19 protein-coding genes are annotated in these 23,006 nt (G+C 68.6%); 11 read left to right on the top strand and 8 right to left on the bottom strand.

Annotated elements, in window-relative coordinates; translation table 11 throughout:
- Positions 1 to 674: 674 nt before the first annotated feature.
- Entirely contained in the window at positions 675 to 1,178 is a 504-nt protein-coding gene (locus tag Pth03_RS10900; protein ID WP_203944068.1) for a VOC family protein, read from the bottom strand.
- Positions 1,179 to 1,293: 115 nt separating this feature from the next.
- On the opposite strand from Pth03_RS10900, the gene Pth03_RS10895 reads away from it, so the two are divergent.
- On the top strand, positions 1,294 to 1,506 hold the full coding sequence (locus Pth03_RS10895) for a hypothetical protein (RefSeq protein ID WP_203944067.1): 213 nt from the start codon (positions 1,294 to 1,296) through the stop codon (positions 1,504 to 1,506).
- Positions 1,507 to 1,542: 36 nt separating this feature from the next.
- Here the strand turns inward: Pth03_RS10895 and Pth03_RS10890 are convergent, their stop codons facing one another.
- Positions 1,543 to 2,715, bottom strand: a complete 1,173-nt coding sequence (locus tag Pth03_RS10890; RefSeq protein WP_203944066.1) for an ROK family transcriptional regulator — start codon at positions 2,713 to 2,715, stop codon at positions 1,543 to 1,545.
- A gap of 107 nt (positions 2,716 to 2,822) precedes the next feature.
- On the opposite strand from Pth03_RS10890, the gene xylA reads away from it, so the two are divergent.
- From xylA to Pth03_RS10875, 3 genes are all read left to right on the top strand, one after another.
- Positions 2,823 to 3,968, top strand: coding sequence for a xylose isomerase (gene xylA / locus Pth03_RS10885; protein ID WP_203944065.1), 1,146 nt, complete (start codon positions 2,823 to 2,825; stop codon positions 3,966 to 3,968).
- A complete protein-coding gene (gene xylB / locus Pth03_RS10880) occupies positions 3,965 to 5,329 on the top strand; it encodes a xylulokinase (RefSeq protein ID WP_203944064.1) in 1,365 nt (454 codons plus the stop codon). Before xylA ends, xylB begins: the two co-directional genes overlap by 4 nt.
- Positions 5,330 to 5,410: 81 nt before the next feature.
- Positions 5,411 to 6,046 (top strand): DUF998 domain-containing protein, encoded by a 636-nt coding sequence (locus Pth03_RS10875; RefSeq protein ID WP_203944063.1) that lies wholly within the window; start codon positions 5,411 to 5,413, stop codon positions 6,044 to 6,046.
- Positions 6,047 to 6,143: 97 nt separating this feature from the next.
- Here the strand turns inward: Pth03_RS10875 and Pth03_RS10870 are convergent, their stop codons facing one another.
- Genes Pth03_RS10870 through Pth03_RS10855 form a run of 4 tightly spaced genes read right to left on the bottom strand, consistent with a single transcriptional unit; the run spans position 6,144 to position 10,092 of the window.
- Positions 6,144 to 6,719, bottom strand: coding sequence for a GTP-binding protein (locus Pth03_RS10870; RefSeq protein WP_203944062.1), 576 nt, complete (start codon positions 6,717 to 6,719; stop codon positions 6,144 to 6,146).
- Complete coding sequence (locus Pth03_RS10865; RefSeq protein ID WP_203944061.1) at positions 6,700 to 7,068, bottom strand: DUF742 domain-containing protein; 369 nt, start codon at positions 7,066 to 7,068, stop codon at positions 6,700 to 6,702. The genes Pth03_RS10870 and Pth03_RS10865 overlap by 20 nt, the downstream gene beginning before the upstream one ends.
- 13 nt (positions 7,069 to 7,081) lie before the next feature.
- On the bottom strand, positions 7,082 to 7,489 hold the full coding sequence (locus Pth03_RS10860) for a roadblock/LC7 domain-containing protein (protein ID WP_203944060.1): 408 nt from the start codon (positions 7,487 to 7,489) through the stop codon (positions 7,082 to 7,084).
- Complete coding sequence (locus Pth03_RS10855; protein WP_203944059.1) at positions 7,486 to 10,092, bottom strand: sensor histidine kinase; 2,607 nt, start codon at positions 10,090 to 10,092, stop codon at positions 7,486 to 7,488. Before Pth03_RS10855 ends, Pth03_RS10860 begins: the two co-directional genes overlap by 4 nt.
- 111 nt (positions 10,093 to 10,203) lie before the next feature.
- Here Pth03_RS10855 and Pth03_RS10850 point away from each other — a divergent pair, with 111 nt between their 5' ends.
- Complete coding sequence (locus Pth03_RS10850; protein ID WP_203944058.1) at positions 10,204 to 11,019, top strand: SDR family NAD(P)-dependent oxidoreductase; 816 nt, start codon at positions 10,204 to 10,206, stop codon at positions 11,017 to 11,019.
- A gap of 424 nt (positions 11,020 to 11,443) precedes the next feature.
- Positions 11,444 to 12,559 carry an acyltransferase family protein gene (locus tag Pth03_RS10845; protein WP_239118927.1) on the top strand — a complete coding sequence of 372 codons (1,116 nt, stop codon included), beginning with the start codon at positions 11,444 to 11,446 and terminating at the stop codon, positions 12,557 to 12,559.
- Positions 12,560 to 12,810: 251 nt separating this feature from the next.
- Here the strand turns inward: Pth03_RS10845 and Pth03_RS10840 are convergent, their stop codons facing one another.
- Complete coding sequence (locus Pth03_RS10840; RefSeq protein ID WP_203944057.1) at positions 12,811 to 14,880, bottom strand: glycosyltransferase family protein; 2,070 nt, start codon at positions 14,878 to 14,880, stop codon at positions 12,811 to 12,813.
- 31 nt (positions 14,881 to 14,911) lie between these two features.
- A complete protein-coding gene (gene wecB, locus Pth03_RS10835; RefSeq protein WP_239118926.1) occupies positions 14,912 to 16,039 on the bottom strand; it encodes a non-hydrolyzing UDP-N-acetylglucosamine 2-epimerase in 1,128 nt (375 codons plus the stop codon).
- A 136-nt stretch (positions 16,040 to 16,175) separates the two neighbouring features.
- Here wecB and Pth03_RS10830 point away from each other — a divergent pair, with 136 nt between their 5' ends.
- From Pth03_RS10830 to Pth03_RS10810, 5 genes are all read left to right on the top strand, one after another.
- Positions 16,176 to 17,759: a glycosyltransferase family 4 protein gene (locus tag Pth03_RS10830; RefSeq protein WP_239118925.1), complete on the top strand. Its 1,584-nt coding sequence runs from the start codon at positions 16,176 to 16,178 to the stop codon at positions 17,757 to 17,759.
- Positions 17,760 to 17,855: 96 nt separating this feature from the next.
- Positions 17,856 to 19,118: a nucleotide sugar dehydrogenase gene (locus tag Pth03_RS10825; protein WP_203944054.1), complete on the top strand. Its 1,263-nt coding sequence runs from the start codon at positions 17,856 to 17,858 to the stop codon at positions 19,116 to 19,118.
- 19 nt (positions 19,119 to 19,137) lie between these two features.
- Positions 19,138 to 20,226, top strand: coding sequence for a glycosyltransferase (locus Pth03_RS10820; protein WP_203944053.1), 1,089 nt, complete (start codon positions 19,138 to 19,140; stop codon positions 20,224 to 20,226).
- A 52-nt stretch (positions 20,227 to 20,278) separates the two neighbouring features.
- Entirely contained in the window at positions 20,279 to 22,060 is a 1,782-nt protein-coding gene (locus tag Pth03_RS10815) for a DUF4434 domain-containing protein (RefSeq protein WP_203944052.1), read from the top strand.
- 10 nt (positions 22,061 to 22,070) lie between these two features.
- A complete protein-coding gene (locus Pth03_RS10810) occupies positions 22,071 to 22,727 on the top strand; it encodes an NUDIX hydrolase (protein WP_203944051.1) in 657 nt (218 codons plus the stop codon).
- Positions 22,728 to 23,006: the final 279 nt, after the last annotated feature.

The raw sequence follows: 23,006 nt of genomic DNA, 5'->3' as shown, positions 1-23,006 counted from the left end.
GACCCCGCCGAACACCCACCACCGGAACGACCACCACCGGACCGCCCCACAGCGGAGACCCACCCTGAGACAGCGAGCGGAGAACACTCCCTCTGGAGATCAATCCTGAGGAGAGGGTGCGCTGGTGATTCAAGGACGCCTTTCGACATGTGTGCGCCTCGGGACACGAAGGAGCCTCGGGACACGAAGGAGCCTCGGGACACGGGGGAGAGGAGAGGGCGAGGTGCGCGTGGTTGCCGTCCGCGGTTGCTGCATACCTGCTGCTTCCGGCATGCCTGACGCCTCGGCGTTCTTGTGGAGTCGCGACGTGCTGGTTGAGGTCATGGCCTGCCGACCGCAGAGCGTCTGGACCGAGGACAGGGCGGAGGGCGGCGGAGGGAACACGGTGGAAAGCAGACGTCGAGCAAGCTGCCTCCGAAACCGGAGCCCGGAACGCGCGGCCACCAGCGCGCAGCCCCTGGAGCGCAGCCAACAAGGGGTGCGCCCCGAAACCGTAGCCAAGGCGCAGTCCCTGGAGCGCACCCAACAAGGTGCGGTTACGAAACCCGCGGTCCGCAAAACCAGCCGCCAAAGGAGAAGCGCTAACCGCCGAAAGCTCAGTTCCGACAGCGCGCCGGCGCCAGAGGGCTCACTGACCCGGCAACTCCGCCGATGGCAACGAGTCCAAGGGCTCCTCAGAAGGAGACGCCCACGCCGCCGCGGGTCTCCGCGCCGTACCGGGCGAGTTCCTTGGCGATGTCGAGCGGCTTGATGCGGGAGCGGCCCGCAAGGGCCTCCTCGTCGATCAGGTCGGCGGGCAGCAGCCAGGAGACTTCGAACTCGATGCCGTCGGGGTCCTTGGCGTAGAGGGCCTTCGTGGTGGAGTGGTCGGAGGCGCCGACGAGTGAGCCCATCTCGGAGAGCTTCACGGCGACGCGTTCGAGCTCGGCGAGGGTGTCCACCTCCCACGCGAGGTGGTAGAGCCCGACGGTGGAGCGTCCTGCGGCAGAGGGCCCCGCCTGGGCGCCGATCTGGAAGAGCCCGAGGTCGTGGTCGTTGTTCGATCCTTCCGCCTGCAGGAAGGCGGCCCCGGGGAAGGAGTTGACGACGCGGAAGCCGAGGGCCTCCTCATAAAAGGCGACACTTCGCGACACGTCACGGACGTAGAGCACCGCGTGATTGAGCCGCTGGACCGGCATGACCCCTCCTAGATTATTGAACGCTCAAGTATTCTACCGCGTGCGGCGCTCCCCGAAACTGTCGGGGGCAGGCCGTACGGTGACCTGCGGACGGGAGTCGACAGAGGGGGATCTCATGGCCGCCGACAGGGTCACGCGAGAGCACGAGGCCAATCTGGTGTTGTTCCGGGCCGTTCACAATGTGGCTCAACGCCATGCCGGAGACCCTTTCCACCTGGTGGTCTCGGCTCTTGCGAGCGAGCTTCCGGGCACGCCCCGCCTCGATGGGGCAGAGCTTCGCAGGATCGCGGAGGAGATCAGTGTCGGCCGGGATCCGTCCGGGCTGTGACCCGCCGGGGAAAGTCCCGGCCCGCCGGATCAACCCTCAGTTCTGGAGCAGGGCGGCCGGGTCGGCGATGACGCGCTGGATGACCTGGCCGGCCGCTCCGAGGGCCGCGGCCTCGGTGCCGAGTCGTGAGACCACGACCGGCGGGACGACGTCGCGCATCTGACCCAGGCGCGAGGTGAGCGTGGCGGCGACCGCGTCTCCGATCCACGGGAAGAGGGGGCCGTAGATTCCGCCGAGCACGATGGTGTCGGGGTCGACCAGGTTGATGGCGGAGGAGAGGGCGACCCCGAGCGCCCATCCGGCGCGTTCGCACGCGGCGACCGCGGCCGTGTCTCCGGCCTCCAGCCGGGACAGGATCCAGGAGATGTCTCCCGCGGAGGTCAGGGTCCCGCCCGCGGCGGACACGAGCGCATCCTGGCTCGCGTACTGCTCAAGGCAGCCCTTGCCGCCGCATCGGCAGGCGGGGCCTTCCGGGGAGACGACCACGTGGCCGAGTTCGCCCGCGAAACCGTGCGAGCCCTGGAACAGGCGGCCCCGTACGACCAGGCCGGCGCCGATGCCGATCTCTCCGGAGACGTGCAGGAAGTCGGACAGCCCGCATCCGAACCACAACTCGCCGAGGGCCGCCAGGTTGGCCTCGTTCTCGACCTGCACGGGGAAGGGCAGTTCGAGCAGCGCCGCCACGGGCACGTCACGCCATCCGAGGTTGGGGGCGTTGTGTACGGCCCCGCGCACGAGGTCGACCGGGCCGGGTACGGCGAGTACACCGCCGACGACGCTCAGGCCCATCTCCACAGCTTCATCCACAGCCCTGAGGGCCAGATCGCGAAGAAGGCCGACGACATCCCCAGGTTGTGCACGCCTGTTGTCCACAGCCTGTGTACGGCGAAGCCGTACAGTGCGGGAAAGGTCGACGACGCGCACGGCGAGGTAGTCGACGTTGATCTCCAGCCCGACGGCGGCGATATGGGCGCCGCTGATCTGGACCACCATGCCGGGCCTGCCGCGCTCGCCGTCACGCACCGCTCCGGTCTCGACCACGAGCCCGGCCTCGATCAGGTCGGCCACGAGTTTGGACACGGTGGTCTTGGTCAGCCCGGTGATCTCGGACAGCGCGGCGCGAGTGAGGGGGCCACTGGAGTTCAGCTCTCCGAGAACGAGAGCCAGGTTCCGCGCGCGCATCGCGTCATGCCGTACGGCCTGTGCCATCACACCCTCCGGAGCCTGGAGTTGAAATCGTAGACATGCCCCCTTGACCTGTCGCGGGCGGCGTCCCAATATTTAGTCCACAACATAGACTAATTCGGAGGCAACTCATGTACACCCCCACTCCCGAGGACAAGTTCACGTTCGGGCTGTGGACGGTCGGCTGGCAGGCGCGTGACCCGTTCGGTGACGCGACCCGGGCGCCGCTGGACCCGGTCGAGACCGTCCACCGGCTGGCCGAGCTCGGTGCGTACGGCGTGACCTTCCACGACGACGACCTCCTCGCGGTGGAGCCCGACCGCGCCAAGGCCATCGAGAGCTTCAAGAAGGCTCTGGCCGAGACGGGGCTCAAGGTGCCGATGGCGACCACGAACCTGTTCACCCACCCGGTGTTCAAGGACGGCGGTTTCACCAGCAACGACCGGGACGTCCGCCGTTACGCCATCCGCAAGGTCATCCGCAACGTCGACCTCGCCGCGGAGCTCGGCGCCACGACGTACGTCTGCTGGGGCGGCCGCGAGGGTGCCGAGTCGGATGCGGCCAAGGACGTCAGGGCCGCTCTGGACAGGTACAAGGAGAGCCTCGACATCCTGTGCCAGTACGTGATCGACAAGGGTTATGACATCCGCTTCGCGCTCGAGCCCAAGCCGAACGAGCCGCGCGGCGACATCCTGCTGCCGACGATCGGGCACGCCCTGGGCCTCATCAGCGAGCTCGAGCACCCTGAGATGGTGGGCCTCAACCCCGAGGTCGGCCACGAGCAGATGGCGGGCCTCAACTACGTGCACGGCGTCGCGCAGGCGCTGTGGCACGGCAAGCTCTTCCACCTCGACCTGAACGGGCAGCACGGCCCGCGCTACGACCAGGACCTGATCTTCGGCCACGGCGACGTGAAGAACGCGTTCTTCCTGGTCGACCTGCTGGAGAACGGCGGCTACGAGGGCCCCCGGCACTTCGACTACAAGCCGCTGCGCACCGACGACAGCGCGGACGTCTGGGTCTCCGCCGCCGCCAACATGCGGACGTACCTCATCCTCAAGGAGAAGTCGAAGGCGTTCCGGGCCGACCCCGAGGTGCAGGAGGCGCTCGCCGCCAGCCGGGTGCCCGAGCTCTCCGTCCCCACCCTGGCCGAGGGCGAGACCTACGCGGACCTCCTCAACGACGACTTCGACCTCGACGCCGCCGCCGCCCGCGGCTTCCACTTCACCCACCTGAACCAGCTCGCCCTCGAGCACCTCTTCGGTGTGCGCGGATGACGCTCGTGGCTGGGGTCGACTCGTCGACCCAAAGCTGCAAGGTGGTGATTCGCGAGGCCGAGACCGGGACGCTCGTGCGGGAAGGCCGCGCGACCCATCCGGACGGCACCGAGGTGCACCCCGACGCCTGGTGGGCGGCGCTGCAGACCGCGATCGAGCAGGCCGGCGGCCTGGACGACGTCGCGGCGCTCAGCGTCGCCGCCCAGCAGCACGGGATGGTGTGCCTCGACGAGGATGGTGAGGTCGTACGGCCGGCTCTGCTCTGGAACGACACCCGTTCCGCGCAGGCGGCCACCGACCTGATCACCGAGCTCGGCGGCCCGGAGAAGTGGGCCGCCGCCGTCGGCAGCGTCCCGGTGGCGTCGTTCACCGTGACCAAGCTGCGGTGGCTGGCCGAGCGTGAGCCGGAGCTGGCCGCCCGTGTGCGCTCAGTCTGTCTTCCCCACGACTGGCTGACGTGGAAGCTCGGCGGGGAGCCGGCCGAGATCACCACCGACCGGGGCGACGCCTCAGGCACGGGCTACTGGTCCCCCGCGACGGGCTCCTACCGGACCGATCTCCTCCAGCTGGCCATGGGCGCCTCCCCTGCGCTGCCCCGCGTGCTCGGCCCGGCGGAGCAGGCCGGCACGGCCGGTGCCGTACGGCTGGCTCCGGGCACGGGCGACAACATGGCGGCGGCACTGGGGGTCGGAATCGGCCCCGGCGACGTCGTCGTCTCCATCGGCACGTCGGGCACGGCCTTCGCCGTCACGGAGTCGGCGTCGAACGACCCGTCCGGAGCGGTCGCCGGGTTCGCCGACGCCACCGGCCGGTTCCTGCCGCTGGTGGCCACGCTGAACGCGGCCCGTGTGCTGCAGGCGGCGGCCCGCATGCTGGGAATCACCCAGGAGCAGCTCAGCGACCTGGCTCTGGAGGCACCTCCCGGGGCCGGCGGCCTGGTGCTGGTGCCGTACCTGGAAGGGGAGCGTACGCCGAACCGGCCGGACGCGACGGGCTCGCTGCACGGGCTGCGCCTGGCGACGGCGACACCCGCGCACCTGGCCCGCGCGGCTGTGGAGGGCATGCTCTGCGGCCTGGCCGACGCCCTGGACGCGCTGAACATCACGCCGAACAGGGTGCTGCTCATCGGCGGCGGCGCACGTTCCGAGGCGGTCAGGCGCATCGCCCCGACCGTTTTCGGCACGCCGGTGCTCGTGCCGAGCCCGGGGGAGTACGTCGCCGACGGCGCGGCCCGGCAGGCGGCATGGCTGCTTTCCGGAGGAGACGAGCCTCCGGTCTGGGACGCGGCCGACACCGAGCTCTACGAGGCCGCCCCCACCGAGGGCCTGCGCGACCGCTACAGGGAAGTGACCGGCCCCTGAGGCGACCCTGAGGGTGTGTCCGGGACATCTTGGGCGTTTACCCGGATGCCCGGACGCACCCATCCGGGAGATCCTCGACCTATGGTCAAGAGGCTCTATCCGGTGATCGCCTGCGCCGGCATCCTGTTCGCGGTGATCTCGGTGGTCGCCGCCCAGGTGAACGCGGGTCCCACGCTCGACCCCGTCACGATGACCATCAGCGAGTTCGCCTCCCGTTACGACGGATTCATGATCGAGACGGCCATGGCGGTCCTCGGGCTTTCGTCCCTCGCGCTCGTGGCCGGGCTGCGTGCGGTACGGGCTCCGATCGACGGCTGGCCGGCCGCGCTGATGACGGTGTGGAGCGGCTCGCTTGTCGCCGCGGCGATCGTCCCCGGGTCGGCGGCGGGCGCGCATCTCGCGCTGTCGGTGCCGGCCTTCGTGAGCATCCCGGTCGCGGCCGTGCAATTGGCCGGGCGGCTGGGTGCGGATGCGCGATGGAGCGCGACCGGCCGGGTGGTGGAGTGGCTCGCTCTGGTCGCGGGCATCGCCCTGGCGGCCATCACCTATGTGGCGCTCCCCGGCCACGGCGTGATGATCGGACTTGTGGAGCGGCTGCTCCTGACCGCCGAGGTGAGCATCCTGTTCGTCCTCGCCGTACGGCTGCTGCGGCTCACGTGGGCCGCCGTGCCGCGCGAGATGCCCGCCCAGGAGCGCCACGTCGCGGCCCTGCGGTGAATGCCGCGGTGACAGACACGGTGAAAGACACCGTGAAAGGCATCGTGAAATACGCAGGCCCGGCTTCCCGAGATCGGGGAGCCGGGCCTGTGGTTCGTCAGCGCTGGGCGGCGGTGAGGGTCTTCAGCGCGTGCTCGACCAGCGTGACGAGCACGACCTTGGCCGAGGCGCGCCTGCGGACGTCGCAGAGCAGCACCGGGACTTCGGGGTCGAGATCGAGCGCGACCCGCACGTCGTCGGGCTCATGCCGCTCCGCTCCGTCGAAGCAGTTGACGGCGACGATGAACGGCGTGCCCCGCTGCTCGAAGTAGTCGATGGACGGGAAGCAGTCCGTCAGGCGGCGGGTGTCGGCCAGGACGACCGCCCCCAGGGCGCCGTAGGACAGCTCGTCCCACATGAACCAGAAACGCTCCTGCCCGGGGGTTCCGAACAGGTAGACCACGAGGCCTTCCCTGATCGTGATCCGGCCGAAGTCCATGGCCACGGTGGTGGTGGTCTTCCCCTCGACGCCGTCGGTGTCGTCGACGCCGACGCCGCGGTCGGACAGCACCTCTTCGGTGCGGAGGGGGCGAATCTCGCTGATCGCGCCGACCAGCGTGGTCTTGCCGACGCCGAATCCGCCGGCGACGAGGATCTTGAGAGCGACCGGCTCGTCAGAGGGCGCGAAGGCCATTGATCACTTCCTTGAGAATGCGCTCGCTGGGCTGCGGCGCGACCTGGACCGGAGGCCGTACGACGATCAGCCCTTGGTCGTGCAGATCTCCGATCAGGACGCGGACCACGCCGAGCGGCAGGTCGATGTCGGACGCGATGTCCGCCACCGACGCGCCGGTGCGCGTGATCTCCAGGATTCGCCGCTGCTCGGGACCGATGTTGCCCGCGTCGGTGGGCGGCTCTCCCGTAGACCTCACCATCGTGATGAGGTCGAGATTGTCGCCGGAGGACCGTGCCCGGCCCCCCGTCAGCGCGAAAGGCCGGACGACGGGGCCGGCATCCTCATCCGTCCACCGTGGTCTCGTCATCAGGCGCCCCAGTTCATGGCGACGACCGTCGCGGGTTCGTGGAGATGTGCTGGCCCACCCGCTTGACGAGCATGGCCATCTCGTAGGCGATGTGGCCCACGTCGGCGTCGGACGCCGCCAGCACGGCCAGGCAGGTGCCCTGCCCGGCGGCCGTCACGAACAGGAACGCCGACTCCATCTCCACGATGGTCTGGCGCACCTCGCCTCCGCCGAAGTGCCGGCCCGCCCCGCGCGCCAGGCTCTGGAAACCGGCGGCGACGGCGGACAGGTGCTCCGCGTCCTCCCGGCTCAGCCCCTGGGACGCACCGACCACCAGGCCGTCGGTGGAGAGGATCACCGCTTGGCGGACGGCGGCGACCCTGCTGATGAGGTCGTCGAGCAGCCAGTTGAGCTCGCCGGTCGACGTCGCTTTGCCGGTCATTCGTCACCCTTCTCGCCATGCGTGTTGTTTGCGAAGCGGTTGGAGTCGTCAGCCGCAGGTTCACCGTTGTCCTCGCGGCCACGTCGCGCGCCCGCCTGGAACGCGGAGAACATGGCCCGGGCGGCTTCCGGCGACCGCTCTTCCGGCTCGGGCGTGGGCGTGGGCGCCGCCAACGGCTGCCCTCCCTCGCGGAGTTGAGGAGCAATGTTGGCCTGCCGTACACGCCGTGGCAATCCCGCGTGCGTGCCGTTCGTGGTCGACAACGCGGGCGGCGCGCTGTCGGCCGCCAGGGACGGCACAGGGGACGGCGCAGAGGCCGGCGAGGGGGCCGCCGGCACGGCGGCTTCCTGCCGGGCGGGCTCGCGGCGCGCGGTGGTGCGCTGGCGGACGGGCAGGCCGCGCCCGGGGCGGTCGTTTTCCGGCACCACCCTGAGGTCGGGCACGTCGTCGCGCGCGGCGGACGGCACGGCCTCGGTGCGCAGCGCGGCCGGCGTGAAGAACGGCGACGTGTCCGGGCCCGCCTTCTCGTCGTCGGACGCCCCGTCAGATGCCCCGTCGAATGGCCCGTCGAACGTGCGGTCGAACGGCCCGAGCGGCTTGCCGGCAAAGGCTTGACCGGCGGGCTCCTCGTCCCTGGGCGGGGCGGCGATGCCGCGTGCGTGCGCCCCGCCGCGGACGGCGAGGGTGGAGGGGCCACCGACCGCCTGTGTGCCGTCGTCGGCCAGCAGGGGGCGCGGCATGAGCACGATCGCGGTGGTTCCACCGTACGGCGAGCTGCGCAGCATGACGCTGATGCCGTATCGGGCGGCGAGCTGGCCGACCACGAAGAGCCCGAGCCTGTCGCTGTCGGCGAGGTCGAACTCCGGCGGGTTCGCCAGGTTCTCGTTGATCGCGTCGTACTCCTCGGGCGCGAGGCCGAGGCCGCGGTCCTCGATTTCGACGACGAGTCCGTTGGCGACGACCTCACCGCGCACCAGCACCTTGGTCTGCGGCGGCGAGAAGATGGTCGCGTTCTCCAGCAGTTCGGCCAGAAGGTGGACGACGTCGGCCACGACCGAGCCGGTCAGCGACGCGTTGGGCATCACCGGCAGCGAGATCCGGGTGAAGTCCTCGACCTCGGAGATCGCCGCGCGGACCACGTCCATGACGGGCACCGGCTTGCGCCACGACCGGCCAGGGGCGGCGCCGGACAGGATGATCAGGCCCTCGGCGTGGCGCCGCATGCGGGTCGTCAGGTGGTCGAGCCGGAAGAGGTCCTCCAGGCTCTCCGGGTCGGCCGACCGGCGCTGCATGGAGTCGAGGAGGGTCAGCTGGCGGTGGAGCAGGCTCTGCTTGCGCCGGGCCAGGTTGAGGAACATCTGGCTGACGCCGCGCCGCAGGTTGGCCTGGCCGACGGCCGCCTCGACGGCGGTGCGCCGTACCGAGCCGAACGCCTTGGCGAGGTCTTCGACCTCGCTGGATCCGGTCGCCGTGATCGGCGGAGCCGCGGCGTCGACGTCCACGTCCTCGCCCCGGCGGAGCTTGTCGACGACGTCGGGAAGCCGCACGTCCGCGAGGTCGACGGCGGCCTCGCGGAGTCCGGCGAGGTCTCCGGCGAGGCGGCGGCCGAAGCGGACCGAGAAGAGGATCGTGGCGAGGATCGCGAGAAGACCGAGGCCGCCCGCCACCGCGATGCGGGTGATGATGCCCATGGCGACGGACGTGGTCTCGGTGGTGAGCGCGTCAGTGGCCTTGACCCGGGCCGCGTCCAGTCGCGAGTTGAGCTGGTCGATCGCGCCGGCCCAATTGCCGCGGCCGACGGTGAGGACCGCCCCGGGGCTCTGCGAGGTGACGATGTTCTCGAGGGCCGTGAACCTGTCGAACAGCGGGGAGCTCAGCACCTCCTCGTACGGCTGGCGAATGCCGCCTTTGAGGATGGGCCGGTACTTCTGGTAGATGAACCGCCGGTCGGCGACCCACTCGCTGAACGCGTCGCGCTCCGCCCGGGTCAGCCTGCCGTTGTTGGCGCTCGCGCCGCGGATGAGGGCGTCTTCGCGGGCGATCATCTCGTAGGCGTTGCCCATCGCCTGCATCGCGTTCGCCTGCTGGAAGGCGCCGAGATCGGGCATGGAGACGAGGGTGTCGTAGAGGCCGAACAGCTGGTCCATGACCGCGTTGTAGGCGTTCATCGCCTCCAGGCGGGTGAACTTCCCGAGCGTCACGGACTCGCGGATGGACGGCAGGCGGTCGAGCGTGCTCAGCAGGGCCTCGAGGGGCGCCTTGAGGTCGGAGTTGACCGAACCCGCGTCCTCCTGCTCGTGGGCGGCCTTGGCGAAGGTGTCGACCGCGCTGCTCGTCTTGGCCTGCTGGGCCGTGAGTGCGGACGAGCTCGTCTGGCCCGCGCTGAGCTGGCGGACGGTGAGCCCTCGCTCCGCCTGGATCTGGAGACCGAGGTCGGCGGACGTCGTGCCGAGGGAGTCGTACATCGCCTTGGCCCGCATGAGCGCGAGGCCGTCGCCGACCGTGAGATTAAGGACAAATCCCCACATTGCGCTCAACATGACAAGCGGGAGGAGCAGCAACAAGAAGATCTTGAACCGAATCGACCGGTTTCTGGAACCCATAGCCACTCCTGCAGTGCGTGGAGGCTCGCGCCGCATTTATGGGGAAATGCACCTCCGGAAGATCGCACAGGAGACTAGCACCGATACTGTTCTGGCGCAGTGGAGGTTGTGATGATTACTGTGCTCACTGGGGCCAGTGCCGGAATCGGTGCAGCTGTCGCCCTTGATCTCGCCAAGCGGGGACGCCAACTCGTGCTAGTGGGGCGCTCACCCGAAAGGCTGGCCGCGGTCGCCCAGGGTGTCGCGGACGTGACCGGACGTGCGCCCGACACCGTCCATGCCGATTTCGCGATGTTGAACGACGTCCGGAGGCTGGCGGGTGAACTCCTCGACCGCTACGAGCGCATCGACGCATTGGTCAACAACGCGGGCGTCATGACACCACGGCGTGAGCGTACGCCCGACGGTCACGAGCTCATGATCCAGGTCAATCACCTTGCGCCCTTCCTGCTGACGAATTTGTTGCTCGACCGCCTCAAGGACTCCTCCGCCCGGGTCGTGACGACCTCGTCGCGGGCCGCCAGGACGGGCCGCCTCGACCCGGACGACCTCTCGCGGGACCGGCGCCGCTGGAGCGGCTGGCTGCAGTACGGGGACACCAAACAGGCCAACGCGCTCTTCACGGTCGGGCTGGCCCGGCGCGGGCTGGCCGCCACTTCCCTCCACCCGGGAGTGCTCAAGACCGGCTTCGCGGCCGGCACCCTCTACATGAAGTTCCTGACCGTCGTGCCGGGCCTGACCGAGCCGCCGGAGGCGGGGGCGAGCCGGATCGCCCATCTGGTCTGCGAGGCCGACGGAGTGGATCACCCGGGCCGGTTCTTCTCCAAGAACGTTCCGGCGCGCGTGCCGAAGACGATGAGCGATCCGGAGTTGGCCGAGACCCTGTGGCAAGCCACCCTGACCGCCACCGGCCTCCCCTCCAACTGAGGGCCCCGGAGGGTGCCGGGGTGATGTCAGCACCTGTGGGGTGATGTCGGCGCTCTTGTGGTGATCTGGCACCCTTGGGGTGATCTGGCACCCGTGGGGTGATGTCGACAGCCCTTGTGGTGATCATGCAGAAGTTCGGTCGCGGATGGTGCGACCTGGGCCGACACAGGTGGTGATCATGCAGAAGTTCGGCGAGATGTGCGCTCACCTGGGCAGATACGTTTCGTGATCATGCAAAAGTTCGAAGATGTGCCCGTTGACCTGCACGTTTGTCGGCCGTGATCATGCACGATCGCTATGAATGGCCGCTGACCTGCGAAAACTCCGATGATGATCATGTGGCGAGGTTGTCCACGAGGATTCCGGCAAAATTTGTTTGCCGTTGCCTGTCCGGACATACGCGCAGTCGATAGGGTCCGGCACCGTGACCGCATCTCTTCCCGCCACCTCTGTGACGCCTGGTAGGGCGTCCACCCGCGACCCTCTGCTGGACAACGCCAAGTACCTGGCGATCATCCTGGTGGTATGCGGGCACCTGATGGAAGGCCTGAAAAGCGTTCCCGCCCTCCACGGCGTCTACTTTTACATCTACCTGTTCCACATGCCGCTCTTTATCTTCATCAGCGGCTATTTATCCCGAAATTTCAGTTTCTCGGCGGGTAAGGCCAGGAAGCTCATCAGCGGTCTAGCTGTGCCGTACGTCATTTTCGAAACGCTCTATTCGCTGCCCCGCCTGTTCCTGTACGGCAAGTTTGAGATCAGCCTGCTCGACCCGTACTTCCTGACGTGGTTCCTGATGTCGCTGTTCCTGTGGCGGCTTTCCACGCCGGTGTGGCAGCAATTGCGTTGGCCGCTCGTCGTCGCGGTGGGCCTTTCGCTGCTGTCGGGAACGAGTGCGTTGCCCGACGAGCTTTCGATGAACCGCACGTTCGGCATGCTGCCGTTCTATGTTCTCGGCCTCATGATGAAGCCGGAGCATCTCGACATGCTGCAGCGGCGCTGGGTGAAGATCGCCGGAGCGGTCGTGCTGATCGTGGCACTCGGTGTCACGTTCGCCGTGTACAAGCATGTGCCGACCGAGTGGATCCGCTGGCGTCACTCGAACCACTCGATCGGGGTGGGCGATCTGAAGGGCAGCCTGATCCGACTCGCCCTACTGGCGGTAGGAGCGCTGCTGGTCGCGTCGTTCATCGCGATTACGCCGAGGCGCCGAGTTTGGTTCAGCAGCCTCGGTGCCGCGACGATCTACGCGTACCTGCTGCACGGTTTTGCCGTCAAGGTACTGCAGTCGTACTACCACCGAATCGACACTCCGCTCGGGGTCGCGCTGCTGATGGTCTTCGGCGCGGTTCTCGCGACCGTGCTCTGCACATCGCCCGTACGAAAACTAACTAAGTGGGCGATCGAGCCCAATGTCTCCTGGGCGTTCACCACACTCAGGCGGCCGAATTCGCAGACCAAGGGCGTCGTGTCGCCCCCGGCCCCTCCCGTGAGCGATGAGGAAAGCGGGCGTGTGCGCCAGTCGGCCGTCCATGGATGACCAGGCGTCCCGGAATCGCGCGTGATCATGCGGAAGTTCGTGCGCGCTGACCTGGCCTCTTTCTCGTTCGTGATCATGCAGTCCGGAAATTTCTGGACTGCATGATCACGAAATGGAAAACGCCTGGTAGCGGCACGTGGCGACGAACTTCTGCATGATCACGCTGTAGGTATGTGCAGCTCAGGCTGCATACCCCCGAACTTCTGCATGATCACGCCCAAGGTGTCCTCCAGGGGTCTCCCCGCGGTTGATCAGATCAGGACGTGGGGGTCGGGGCGGCCGGCGAAGGCGAACTGGGCGTTGCGGGTCAGCACGTGATCAGAAGCCTGCCACGTATGCGACCCGCTTCCCCGGCTCCGCATGTACACGAAGTTGAACCGGTCGGCCGAATAGATCCGCACGCCGGCTTCGACGCAACGACGCGCCAGCCCGGTGTCCTCGCCCACGTTCACCGGCTCGAACGGCATCGACCGCAGCAGGTCGGCCGTGGCCACCATCGTGGCGCCCTGCACCAGATGGGTGTACTGGTGCTCGGCCCCCGGCCTGCGCAACACGGTCGTGTCGTCGTCCGCGAAGTACGTGTAATGGGCTCCCTTGCCCACCAGGTCGGCGTCCGTGTAGTCGAAGGCGCGCACCAGGTCGGACAGGTAGTGCTCGCCGTAGATGTTGTCGTCGTCCATCTTGGCGATCAGAGCGCCGTCCGCGTGGGCGACACCGTGGTTGAGCACCTCGCCGAGCGTCCACGACGCGGGGGCTTTCAGCACCTTCACGGCGGGCACTTCGGCCGCCAGCGCCTTGTCCCTGACCACCGTGGGGTCCTCGGAGAGCCCGTGCAGCACGAGGACCAGTTCCAGCTCGCGGTGCCGTTGCCGCGCGACCTGGCTGATGGCGTGTTCGAGTTGCCCGGCCCGGTTGGTGGGCAGCACGACGGAGACGGCGTGCGACCGCGACGGTACGGCGTGGCCCAGGTCGTGGAGGATCTGGTCGACGCGGTGGGAGAACAGGTGCCGGTCGAACACCTCGCGCATGGCGAGGTGCGCCTGGCGGGCGCGCAGTTCGGGGCTGTTGAGCAGGTACAGCGCCAGGTTGCGGGCCTCCTCCTGCGTGCGCGCCACGGGGATGAGCTGCCCGAAGGTCTCCTCGATGGCCCGCGACCAGCCCGACAGCACGGTCGTCGCGCAGGCCGACAGCTCGAAGACGCGACGCGCGCACATGGTGGGTGAGTCGATCACCGAGTTCACGTTCAGGAAGACCTTGTACATCCGGTAGGCCGCCAGCATCTGCTCGTACGGCAGCTCGCCCACGATGTGCGGCCGGTACTCCTCCGGCCAGGCGTATTTGTCGTCGACCGTCGCGTTGCGCGCGAAGATGTGCAGCCCGAGGTCGCGGACGGGTGCGAGCACGGTCTCCATCTGCTCGCGCCGTTCGGGGTGCTTGTCGCGGAAGTACATTCCGCCGAACACGATGTCGTACGGCCGGCCTTCGGCGGTCTGGACGGGGTTGTGGATCCGCGGCTGGGCGGCGAACTGCAACACACCGACCCTGTCGTGTCCCAAAATTTCGCGATAACGGGGGAGCATGTCGCCGTCGCACGTGTACACGCGGTCGAAGAGCTTCGCCGTCTCGATGAAGAAGTCGAAGTTGGGCGGGTCCTCCTTGTTCCAGAAGACCGTCGGGATGCCCTCTTCCTTGCACCACGCGATCAGCTCGCGCAGTTCCTTCTTCGGGGAGTTCGTCCCGGTCATCTGGTAGCGCCAGCGACCCTCGTTGCCGTGCCAGGCCGACTCGCAGAACAACATCTCCGGCCGCTTCTCGGCGAAGATCTCCCGCCAGTCCGTCAGGCCGAACTCGATCTGGTCCCACTCGTACCGGAACGCCATCCGGGAGAAGTCGTCGAGGATCACGGCCACTCGCATGCCGGGCCGTACGACCGGGCCGTCCGGCCACTTCACGGCGGGGATGTCGGCCTTCGGGGGCAGGGCGGCCGCCAGCCTCGCCACCTCGCCGGGCTGTGGCGGAGCCTGCGGAGGTGTTCGCTTGTCCAGGATGGCCTTGGTCAGGTCGCGCGGAAGCCGTACAAACCGGACCGGCTTCCGCGCGTCGGACAGGGCCTGGCCGACGCGGTAGTGCCGCCGGCTCTGCGTCGCCTCCAGCTTCCACGCGGCGTAGTCGGCCCGCGCCTCCTGTACGGCCAGGAGCTTTTCGAGTTCGCGGATGCGCTGCTCGTAGCGCTCGACCGCCTTGCGCTCCTCGGGCAGCCAGCTCGCCGGTCCCAGGCGCCGGAAACGCGGCTTACCGCGGGCGCCATCCGCTTCCGCCATGCTTCTCCCTCGTCGCGAAGAGCGATCGTAGCTACGAGACCGTTCCACGGGCGGCGGGGGACAGGTTGTCGCCGCGCAACCAGGCCGCGATGACGCCGGCGATCCTCGGCCCGGCCTTGCCGTCCCACAGAGGAGGCAACTCGCCGCTGGGGGTGGCCGCGCCGTCCGCGAGGGCCTTGGAGGCCGCGGCGGGCAGGGAGGCCGGTGTGACGAGCCGGTTGGTGCCGTGGGTGACGGTGATGGGCCGCTCGGTGTTGGGGCGGATGGTCAGGCAGGGGATGCCGAGCATGGTCGTCTCCTCCTGAACGCCGCCCGAGTCGGTCACGACCAGGGCCGATCCCCGTACGAGCGAGAGGAAGTCCACATAGCCGAGGGGCTCGACGATCTTCATGGTCGGCCCGTCGACGAGTCCGGCGTCGGCCAGCCGTTGCCGGCCGCGGGGATGCAGAGGCACGACGACCGGGACCTGCGCGGCGACCTTGAGCACGGCGTCCACGAGTTCGCGCGCCGACGCGGGGTCGTCCACGTTGGCCGGGCGGTGCAGCGTGGCGACCGCGTAGCGGCCGGAGACGCCGAGGCGCTCCTGGACGGGCGCGGGGTCGAGCGAGGGCAGCACGGAGAAGAGGCTGTCGATCATCGGGTTGCCGACGAGATGCACCTTCGCCGGGTCGGCCCCTTCGGAGGCGAGGTGAGACAACGCCTCCGGCGACGTGGCGAAGAGCAGGTCGGACAGGGCGTCGGTGACGACCCGGTTGACCTCCTCGGGCATCTCCCGGTCGAACGAGCGCAGCCCGGCCTCCACGTGCGCCGTCGGGATGCGGAGCTTGGCGCAGACCAGGATCGCCGCCAGCGTGGAGTTCACGTCGCCGTAGACGACGACGAGCGTGGGGGCGTGCTCGAGCATCACGTCTTCGAGGCCGGTCAGCAGGGCCGCGGTCTGCCTGGCATGCGTCCCGGACCCGACGCCCAGGTTGGCGATGGGTTCGGGCAGCCCCAGGTCGGAGAAAAACACGTCCGACATCAGTGCGTCGTAGTGCTGACCAGTGTGAACAATGCCCTGCCGCACTCCACGATCGGCCAGTGCGTTGACGACCGGGGCCGCCTTGACGAAATTGGGTCGAGCACCCAGCACGTGCAAGACGAGGGGGTTGTCCCTCATTACCATGCCTTTCTTATAAACATGGGCAATGCGGTGCCTATGGTACGGTCACGCCGTGGAATCCGAGGCCATCCCACCTACAAAGGTGTCAGCCAGGTCGGCGAAGGCCGGTTTTCGCGGCTTTTTCCGCGGATTCGTGCGTAATCCCGTGGTGGTCTCCCGGGTTGTCGCAAGCAAGGTCAAGTCCGACCCCGTCCGAGTGGCGCAGGCCGCCGCGGAGGCGATGCCGCCCCGCATGCGCCCCGTCGTCGGCCGGGTCGCCTGGCCTGTCGCGCGTTTGGCCAAGATCGTGAGCCGCAAGATCGTGTTGCGGGTGGTGCACAGCCAGCTGGAGACGGCGAAGGCCCGCTGGGAGGCCGGGCGCATGACCGAGGCGATCGACGGCCTGCGCGCCCACAACCGCTGGCGTTTCGTCAGCCGCAGGATCGCGTTCTATGAGGGCGAGCGTGCGGCCCTGTCCGCCGGGCCCATCCCGCCCAAGCCGCGGGTCATCATGGGCGAGCGGGTGCCGGACCGGGTGCTGCACATGGTGACCAACGCCCTGCCGTACACGCAGGCCGGGTACACCGTCCGCACGCACCGCATCGTCACCGCGCAGCGGGCCGCGGGGCTCGACCCCCACGTCGTGACGAGCTGGGGCTGGCCGATGCTGCAGGGCCACGCCGAGGCCGGGCCGTACGAGGAGATCGACGGGGTGCCGTACTACCGGCTGCTGCCGAAGGGCGACGTGCCCTTCGAGACCAGAGGCCGGATGATCCGCGGCGCCGCCGACGTGTCCGAGCTGGTCAGGACACTCAGGCCGCAGGTCCTGCACGCAGCGACCGACCACCGCAACGGCTCGGTCGCGCTGTCGGTCCGCGAGCGTACGGGCACGCCGTTCGTCTACGAGGTGCGCGGATTCCTTGAGGAGACGTGGACGTCGCGTGATCCGCAGAGGATCGGCAGCGAGCGTCACCTCATGCAGCGCGAACGCGAGGCGTACATCATGCGCGAGGCCGACGTGGTGGTCACGCTCGCCGAGACGATGGCCGCCGAGATCGTCGACCGCGGTGTCCCGCGGGAGCGCATCCGGCTGGCGCCCAACGCCGTGGACGACTCGCTGCTCACGGCGGACTACGACGGTTCGGCGCTCCGCGAGCAGTACGGCATCGCCCCTGACGAGATCGTCGTCGGGTCGGTGTCGAGCATCGTGGGCTACGAGGGATTCGCCACACTTCTGAGCGCCGCGGCGCTGCTCAGGGACGCGGGCACGCCGGTCAGGGTGCTGCTGGTCGGCGACGGCGCCGAGCGGCCGGCCCTGCTCGAGCAGGCCGAGAAACTGCGTCTGGGGGAGCTCGCGATCCTGCCGGGAAGGGTGGGCCCCGAGGAGGCCCTTCAGGCACAGGCGGCGATCGACGTATTCGCCTGCCCCCGCGAGGACCTGCGAGTCTGCCGCCTGGTGACTCCGCTGAAGCCGGTCGAGGCGATGGCCCTCGGCAAGCCGGTGGTCCTGAGCGACCTTCCTGCGCTGGCGGAGCTCCTCGGAGCCGGGGAGGCCGGTCTCCTGGTGCCGCCCGGCGACCCGGCCGCACTCGCCGACGCTGTGGCGGGGCTGCGCGACGACCCGCAGCGCCGCCGCGTCATGGGGGAGGCGGGCAAGGCCGAAGTCGCAGCCAAGCGTACGTGGAGCAGCCTGGCCCGCACCTATCGCGAAATATATGATGAATTGGCAAGATCATAAATTTGCTGATATGGCGAAGTGCGCGTTTAGGGGTTGTTGACGTTAACTTGAGCTAACCTTTCCAGCCATGAAGTGTTGTGTGATAAAGGTCGCGTCATGACCAGCTTCGATCTCACGATCATCGGACTTGGATACGTCGGCATGCCGCTGGCCAAGGAAGCCACGGCTGCGGGGCTCCGCGTGGTGGGCCTGGACGTCGACCCCCGCAAGGTCGAGGCGCTCAACGCCGGGCACTCGTACATCGACGACCTGTCCGACGCCGAGCTCGACGCCATGTTGTCCGCCGGTTTCACGGCGACACTCGACGCGACGGTGCTGGCGAAGTCGCAGACCATCGTCATCTGCGTGCCCACGCCGCTCGACGACGACCACCGCCCGGACCTGTCCGCCGTCGAAGGTGCGACCAGGACGGTCGCCGAGCACCTGAGCCCCGGGACGCTGGTCGTCCTGGAGTCCACCACGTGGCCCGGCACTACCGACGAGGTGGTCCGGCCCATTTTGGAGCGGTCCGGCCTGGTCGCCGGGGCCGACTTCTTCCTCGCGTTCTCGCCCGAGCGGATTGACCCCGGCAACCCGAAGTTCGGGCTGCGTAACACCCCCAAGGTCGTTGGCGGATTCACCGACGCCTGCCGGGACCGGGGAGCCGACTTCTACAGCCGGCTCGTCGACCGGGTGGTCCCCGTCAGCGGGACGCGCGAGGCGGAGATGGCCAAGCTGCTTGAGAACACCTACAGACACGTCAACATCGCTCTGGTCAACGAGATGGCCATCTTCTGCGACGAGCTCGGCGTGAACCTGTGGGAGAGCATCGAAGCGGCCTCGACGAAGCCCTTCGGGTTCCAGAAGTTCCTGCCCGGACCCGGTGTCGGGGGGCACTGCATTCCCGTCGACCCGTCGTACCTGTCCTACACCGTGCGCAAGCTCGGCTACCCGTTCCGGTTCGTCGAGCTGGCCCAGGAGATCAACGAGCGCATGCCGTCGTACGTGGTGACCCGCGTGCAACGCCTGCTCAACCGGGCGCGCAAGCCGGTGAACGGCTCCCGCGTGCTCCTGCTCGGTGTGACGTACAAGCCGGATATCGCGGACGAACGGGAGACGCCCGCGGTGCCGGTCGCCGAGGGGCTGCTCGAGCTGGGCGCCGAGCTCGTCTACTGCGACCCGTACGTCGAGGAGTGGTCGGCGGGCGGCGTCCCGGTCCCCCGTGAGACGGATCTCGCCGAGGCGGTGGCGAAGGCCGACCTCGTCGTCCTGCTCCAGCAGCACGGGAAGTTCGATCTCCACGTCGTGGAGGAGCAGTCCGTGCTCGTCCTCGACACGCGGGGTGTGCTGACCGCCGGCGACCGCGTCGAACGGCTCTAGGAAGGACACGCACCCCCCCGTGCACGTGCTCGTCATGACGGTGGTCCACCACCCCGAGGACGCCCGGATCCTGCACCGTGAGATCCGGGCGCTTGTCGACGCCGGTCATGAGGTCACGTACGCCGCGCCGTTCGCCGCGCGCGGTGTCGCCCCGCGTCCCTGGGTGACGGGCGTCGATCTGCCGCGCGCCGCCGAGCGACGGAGGCTCACGGCCGTACGGGCGGCGCGCAAGCTCCTCAAGAGGCTGCGCGGCCAGGTCGACCTTGTGATCGTTCACGACATCGAGTTGTTGCTGGCCGTTGTCGGGGTCCGGAGGCGCCCGCCGGTCGTGTGGGACGTGCACGAGGACACCCCGGCCACGATGTCGTTGAAGCCCTGGTTGCCCGCCTTCCTCCGGCCGCCGGTGCGCGTGTTCGCCCGGGTGCTCGAGGGCATTGCGGAGCGGCATCTGCACCTGCTGCTGGCGGAGACCGCCTACCAGGGCCGGTTCAGGCGGGAGCACCTGATCGTCCCGAACGACACGTGGGTACCCGAGACCGTCAGCCGGCCGGGGCACGAGCGGGTGGTCTACCTCGGGTGGCTGTCGGAGGCGCGGGGCGTTTACGAGGCCGTCGAGGCCGCCCGCCTGCTGCAGCCGCACAAGGTGGCGGTCGAGCTGATCGGGTACGCCGATCCGAGCAGCCGGGCGGTCCTCAACGAGGCGGTCGCCCAGGGGTTCCTCGAATGGCGCGACTTCCTGCCGAACGACGAGGCGCTGGAGCGGCTCGAGGGGGCACTGGCGGGGCTCTCGCTGCTCCACGACGAGCCCAACTACCGCCACTCCCTGCCCACCAAGATCATCGAATATATGGCGCATGGAGTGCCGGTGATCACGACGCCCTCGCCGCGGGCCGTCGAGCTTGTGGAGCGGTACAGATCGGGGATCGTGGTTCCCTGGCGGGACACGCAGGCCATCGTCGACGCCGTGCTCCGCCTCAGGGACGACGCGGAAGAGCGCAGGGCCGCGGCCTTCAGAGGGCACGCCTCCGCGCGGGCCAACCACCACTGGCCCAACTCCGCGCGCCGGTTCGTCGCGCAGCTGGAGACCTGGGTCGGCGTAAAGCCATAAGCCCTGATTTCGTCCGTCATTTCTCGACTCGTCGGGCGGTAGGGTCCTGATCGTGCGGTGGATCACTGTGACCCTCGGGGTGGCGGCCCTCCTGTGCGTCGCCACTGTTGTGATCGCGTTGCGTGATGGACCGCTGCACACCGTGGACACGGGACGGGGCGCCTCCTCATCCGGGTCCGCGGCCGGGACGCGTAACTGCCCTGCGGTGAAGAAGGCCGCATCTCCCACGCCGTACGCGGTGACGGGTTACTGGCTGAACCCGGAGGACGACCCCTGCACCCTGTCCCGCCAACTGCAGGAGATCCACCAGGTCGGCGGAGACACGGTGATCCGGCTCGGCTTCGCCCTGTCCCCCCGCGGTGTCGACGGGCAGGGCAGGATCCTGGAGGAACAGAGCCCCGGGCCTGACAAGCAGTTCGAGATGTGCTCGGAACACGGGCTCACCTGCGTGCGGGCGGCCGAGAAGGACCTGCAGAAGGCCAACCCGGGGAACCGGATCACAGGGACCTACGTGTACCGGACCGACGAGGTGTTCGGCCCGGGGCTCCTGGCCTGCACCCCCATGGAGCACAAGATCGTCGACGGGCCCGCGACGTTCTACCGCCTGCTCGTCCCCGACGACGGCTCCGCCTCATGCGACTTCACATCGGCCCCGCGCGGTTATCACCTCATCATCGTGGCCGCGGGCGACCGCGACAGCCTCGCGGAACTGCTCGACCTCGGCGATCGCCTCGGCATCCAGGTCTTCCCGACGCTGCCGGTCGCCCCCCGCGACCCGGCCGCGATGGCCCAGGCGGACGTGCGGCACCTGAGCACGCTGACCGCACTGACCCGGCGCGTCCTGCAGGACTACAAGGACCGTTTCAGAAAGAGGAAGTCGCTCGGCGGTTTCTACCAGGCGTTCGAGGTGCAGATGCGTGACTGGTCCGACACCTCGAAGGTGCCGACCCTCCAGCTCTATTCCGAGCAACATACGATCGCCGAACAGGAGCTTCCCGGGAAGCCGATCATGATCAGCCCGTACATCGACGCCCGCCGCCAGGTGGCCTATTCCGCCACTCCGGCCCAGGTCGCCAAGGCCTTCGAGATCCTGGCGTCGACGGGCGTCGAGATCATCGCACCCCAGGACGGCAGGGGCACCGGCAAGGTGGGCCTCTTCTGGCCGGAGGAGAAGAACCAGCCCGTGGACGACCGCCTCAAACCCGTGGTCGGCGAGAGCACCTACGCCACGGCCTACTACGCGGGGACCCGCGACTACTACCGCGCGATGGCCGACGCGCGCGACGAGCTCGCCGCTCAGGGTGTTCACGCGCAGTTGTGGGCGAATCTGGAGGGATTCGAGCCGACCGGGACCACGCCCTGCAGGAGCGGGAGCACCCGCGGCGACACCGACAAACCCCGGCTCGACACGCAGGTGACGCTGGCCGGGCCGTACGTCTCCAAGCTGATCTCCTTCATGTGGACGGACTTCTTCACTTGCGGATCGCCCTCGCTCGCCAAGCAGATCGACCAGGACTGGAACCGGCCGATCGTGATCGAGGCCGACCACGCGAAGCACCGGATCCAGGACGGCCTGGAGATCCTCGGCTACAACGTCGAGGACGCCAAGGTCACCCTGTCGTGGGACGGGCTCGACACACCCCGGGTCGTCGACTCCTCGAAGGTCGGGTGGCGCGATCCGGACCCGATCCCGGACGTGCCCGCCGCCGTGGAGCGAACCTGGATCCCGGTCGACTGGGCCACCGTGCCGAAGGGCGTCTTGGTGCGGGTCCAGGTGACCGCCGAAGACGGCCGCAAGGCTACGGAATCGGTGTACTACCACCACAGCGTGTAGCGTGCCTTCCGTGATCCCGCGAATACCCGTCAGCGTGGATCTGGTCGTCCTCACCGTCAGGGGCCAGGAGCTGTGCGCGCTCGTGTGGCGGCGAGACCAGCCGCCGTACGAGGGGCGCTGGTCGCTGGGCGGAGGGTTCATCCAGCTCGACGAGGATCTGCCCGCCGCGGCCGCCCGCCTGCTCGCCGAACGTTGCGGCCTCGCGGGCGCGCCGGTGCACCTGGAGCAGCTCCAGACCTACGGATATCCCGACCGCGACCCGCGTCAGCGCGTCGTCAGCGTGGCCTATTTGGGCTTGGCCCCCGACCTGCCCGCCTCCACCGAGGCGCATATGAGCTGGCAGCCGGTCTCGTCGCTGACGGAGATGGCCTTCGACCACCGCCGGATCATGCTCGACGGGGTGGAGCGGGCACGGGCCAAGCTCGAGTACACGTCGCTGGGCGCCGCCTTCTGCCCACCCGAGTTCACCGTCGCCGAGCTGCGCCGTGTCTACGAGATCGTGTGGGGCCGTCCCCTGGACCCGAGGAACTTCCACCGCAAGGTCACCAAGACCGACGGTTTCCTCATGGCCACCGGCCGCACCACGACGCGCGACGGAGGCCGCCCCGCCATGCTCCACCGCCGCGGCCCCGCCGTCCTCCTCCACCCCCCCATGCTCCGCATCTGACCCCCAACCCCCGCGCGAAAACCCCGCGCAAAACCCCCTCGCGCAAACCCCTTGGGCGTGATCATGCAGAAGTTCGCCGGCAGGCGGGTTGACCTGGGCTCATATCGAACGTGATCATGCAGAAGTTCGGCGCCGGACGCCGTGACGTGCGGGTTCGTCGTTCGTGATCATGCACTTCTCGGCCATGTGCATGATCACAAATTGCATTTCCCCAGCTCGTCCGCCAAACGATCGAAGATCTGCATGATCACGATGCGGGTTTGCGCACCTCACCACGCG

This window comes from Planotetraspora thailandica, from assembly GCF_016863335.1.
GTDB lineage: Bacteria > Actinomycetota > Actinomycetes > Streptosporangiales > Streptosporangiaceae > Planotetraspora > Planotetraspora thailandica.
Note: the sequence above shows the minus strand (reverse complement) of the source record. Positions and strands in the feature narration are given on the sequence as shown.

Excerpts from the sequence above, each read along its gene's own strand:
- xylA (WP_203944065.1), top strand. The coding sequence starts at position 2,823 with ATGTACACCCCCACTCCCGAGGACAAGTTCACGTTCGGGCTGTGGACG.
- Pth03_RS10850 (WP_203944058.1), top strand. The coding sequence starts at position 10,204 with ATGATTACTGTGCTCACTGGGGCCAGTGCCGGAATCGGTGCAGCTGTC.
- Pth03_RS10875 (WP_203944063.1), top strand. The coding sequence starts at position 5,411 with ATGGTCAAGAGGCTCTATCCGGTGATCGCCTGCGCCGGCATCCTGTTC.
- xylB (WP_203944064.1), top strand. The coding sequence starts at position 3,965 with ATGACGCTCGTGGCTGGGGTCGACTCGTCGACCCAAAGCTGCAAGGTG.
- wecB (WP_239118926.1), bottom strand. The coding sequence starts at position 16,039 with ATGAGGGACAACCCCCTCGTCTTGCACGTGCTGGGTGCTCGACCCAAT.
- Pth03_RS10855 (WP_203944059.1), bottom strand. The coding sequence starts at position 10,092 with ATGGGTTCCAGAAACCGGTCGATTCGGTTCAAGATCTTCTTGTTGCTG.
- Pth03_RS10900 (WP_203944068.1), bottom strand. The coding sequence starts at position 1,178 with ATGCCGGTCCAGCGGCTCAATCACGCGGTGCTCTACGTCCGTGACGTG.
- Pth03_RS10870 (WP_203944062.1), bottom strand. The coding sequence starts at position 6,719 with ATGGCCTTCGCGCCCTCTGACGAGCCGGTCGCTCTCAAGATCCTCGTC.
- Pth03_RS10840 (WP_203944057.1), bottom strand. The coding sequence starts at position 14,880 with ATGGCGGAAGCGGATGGCGCCCGCGGTAAGCCGCGTTTCCGGCGCCTG.
- Pth03_RS10895 (WP_203944067.1), top strand. The coding sequence starts at position 1,294 with ATGGCCGCCGACAGGGTCACGCGAGAGCACGAGGCCAATCTGGTGTTG.
- Pth03_RS10860 (WP_203944060.1), bottom strand. The coding sequence starts at position 7,489 with ATGACCGGCAAAGCGACGTCGACCGGCGAGCTCAACTGGCTGCTCGAC.
- Pth03_RS10865 (WP_203944061.1), bottom strand. The coding sequence starts at position 7,068 with ATGACGAGACCACGGTGGACGGATGAGGATGCCGGCCCCGTCGTCCGG.
- Pth03_RS10890 (WP_203944066.1), bottom strand. The coding sequence starts at position 2,715 with ATGGCACAGGCCGTACGGCATGACGCGATGCGCGCGCGGAACCTGGCT.
- Pth03_RS10825 (WP_203944054.1), top strand. The coding sequence starts at position 17,856 with ATGACCAGCTTCGATCTCACGATCATCGGACTTGGATACGTCGGCATG.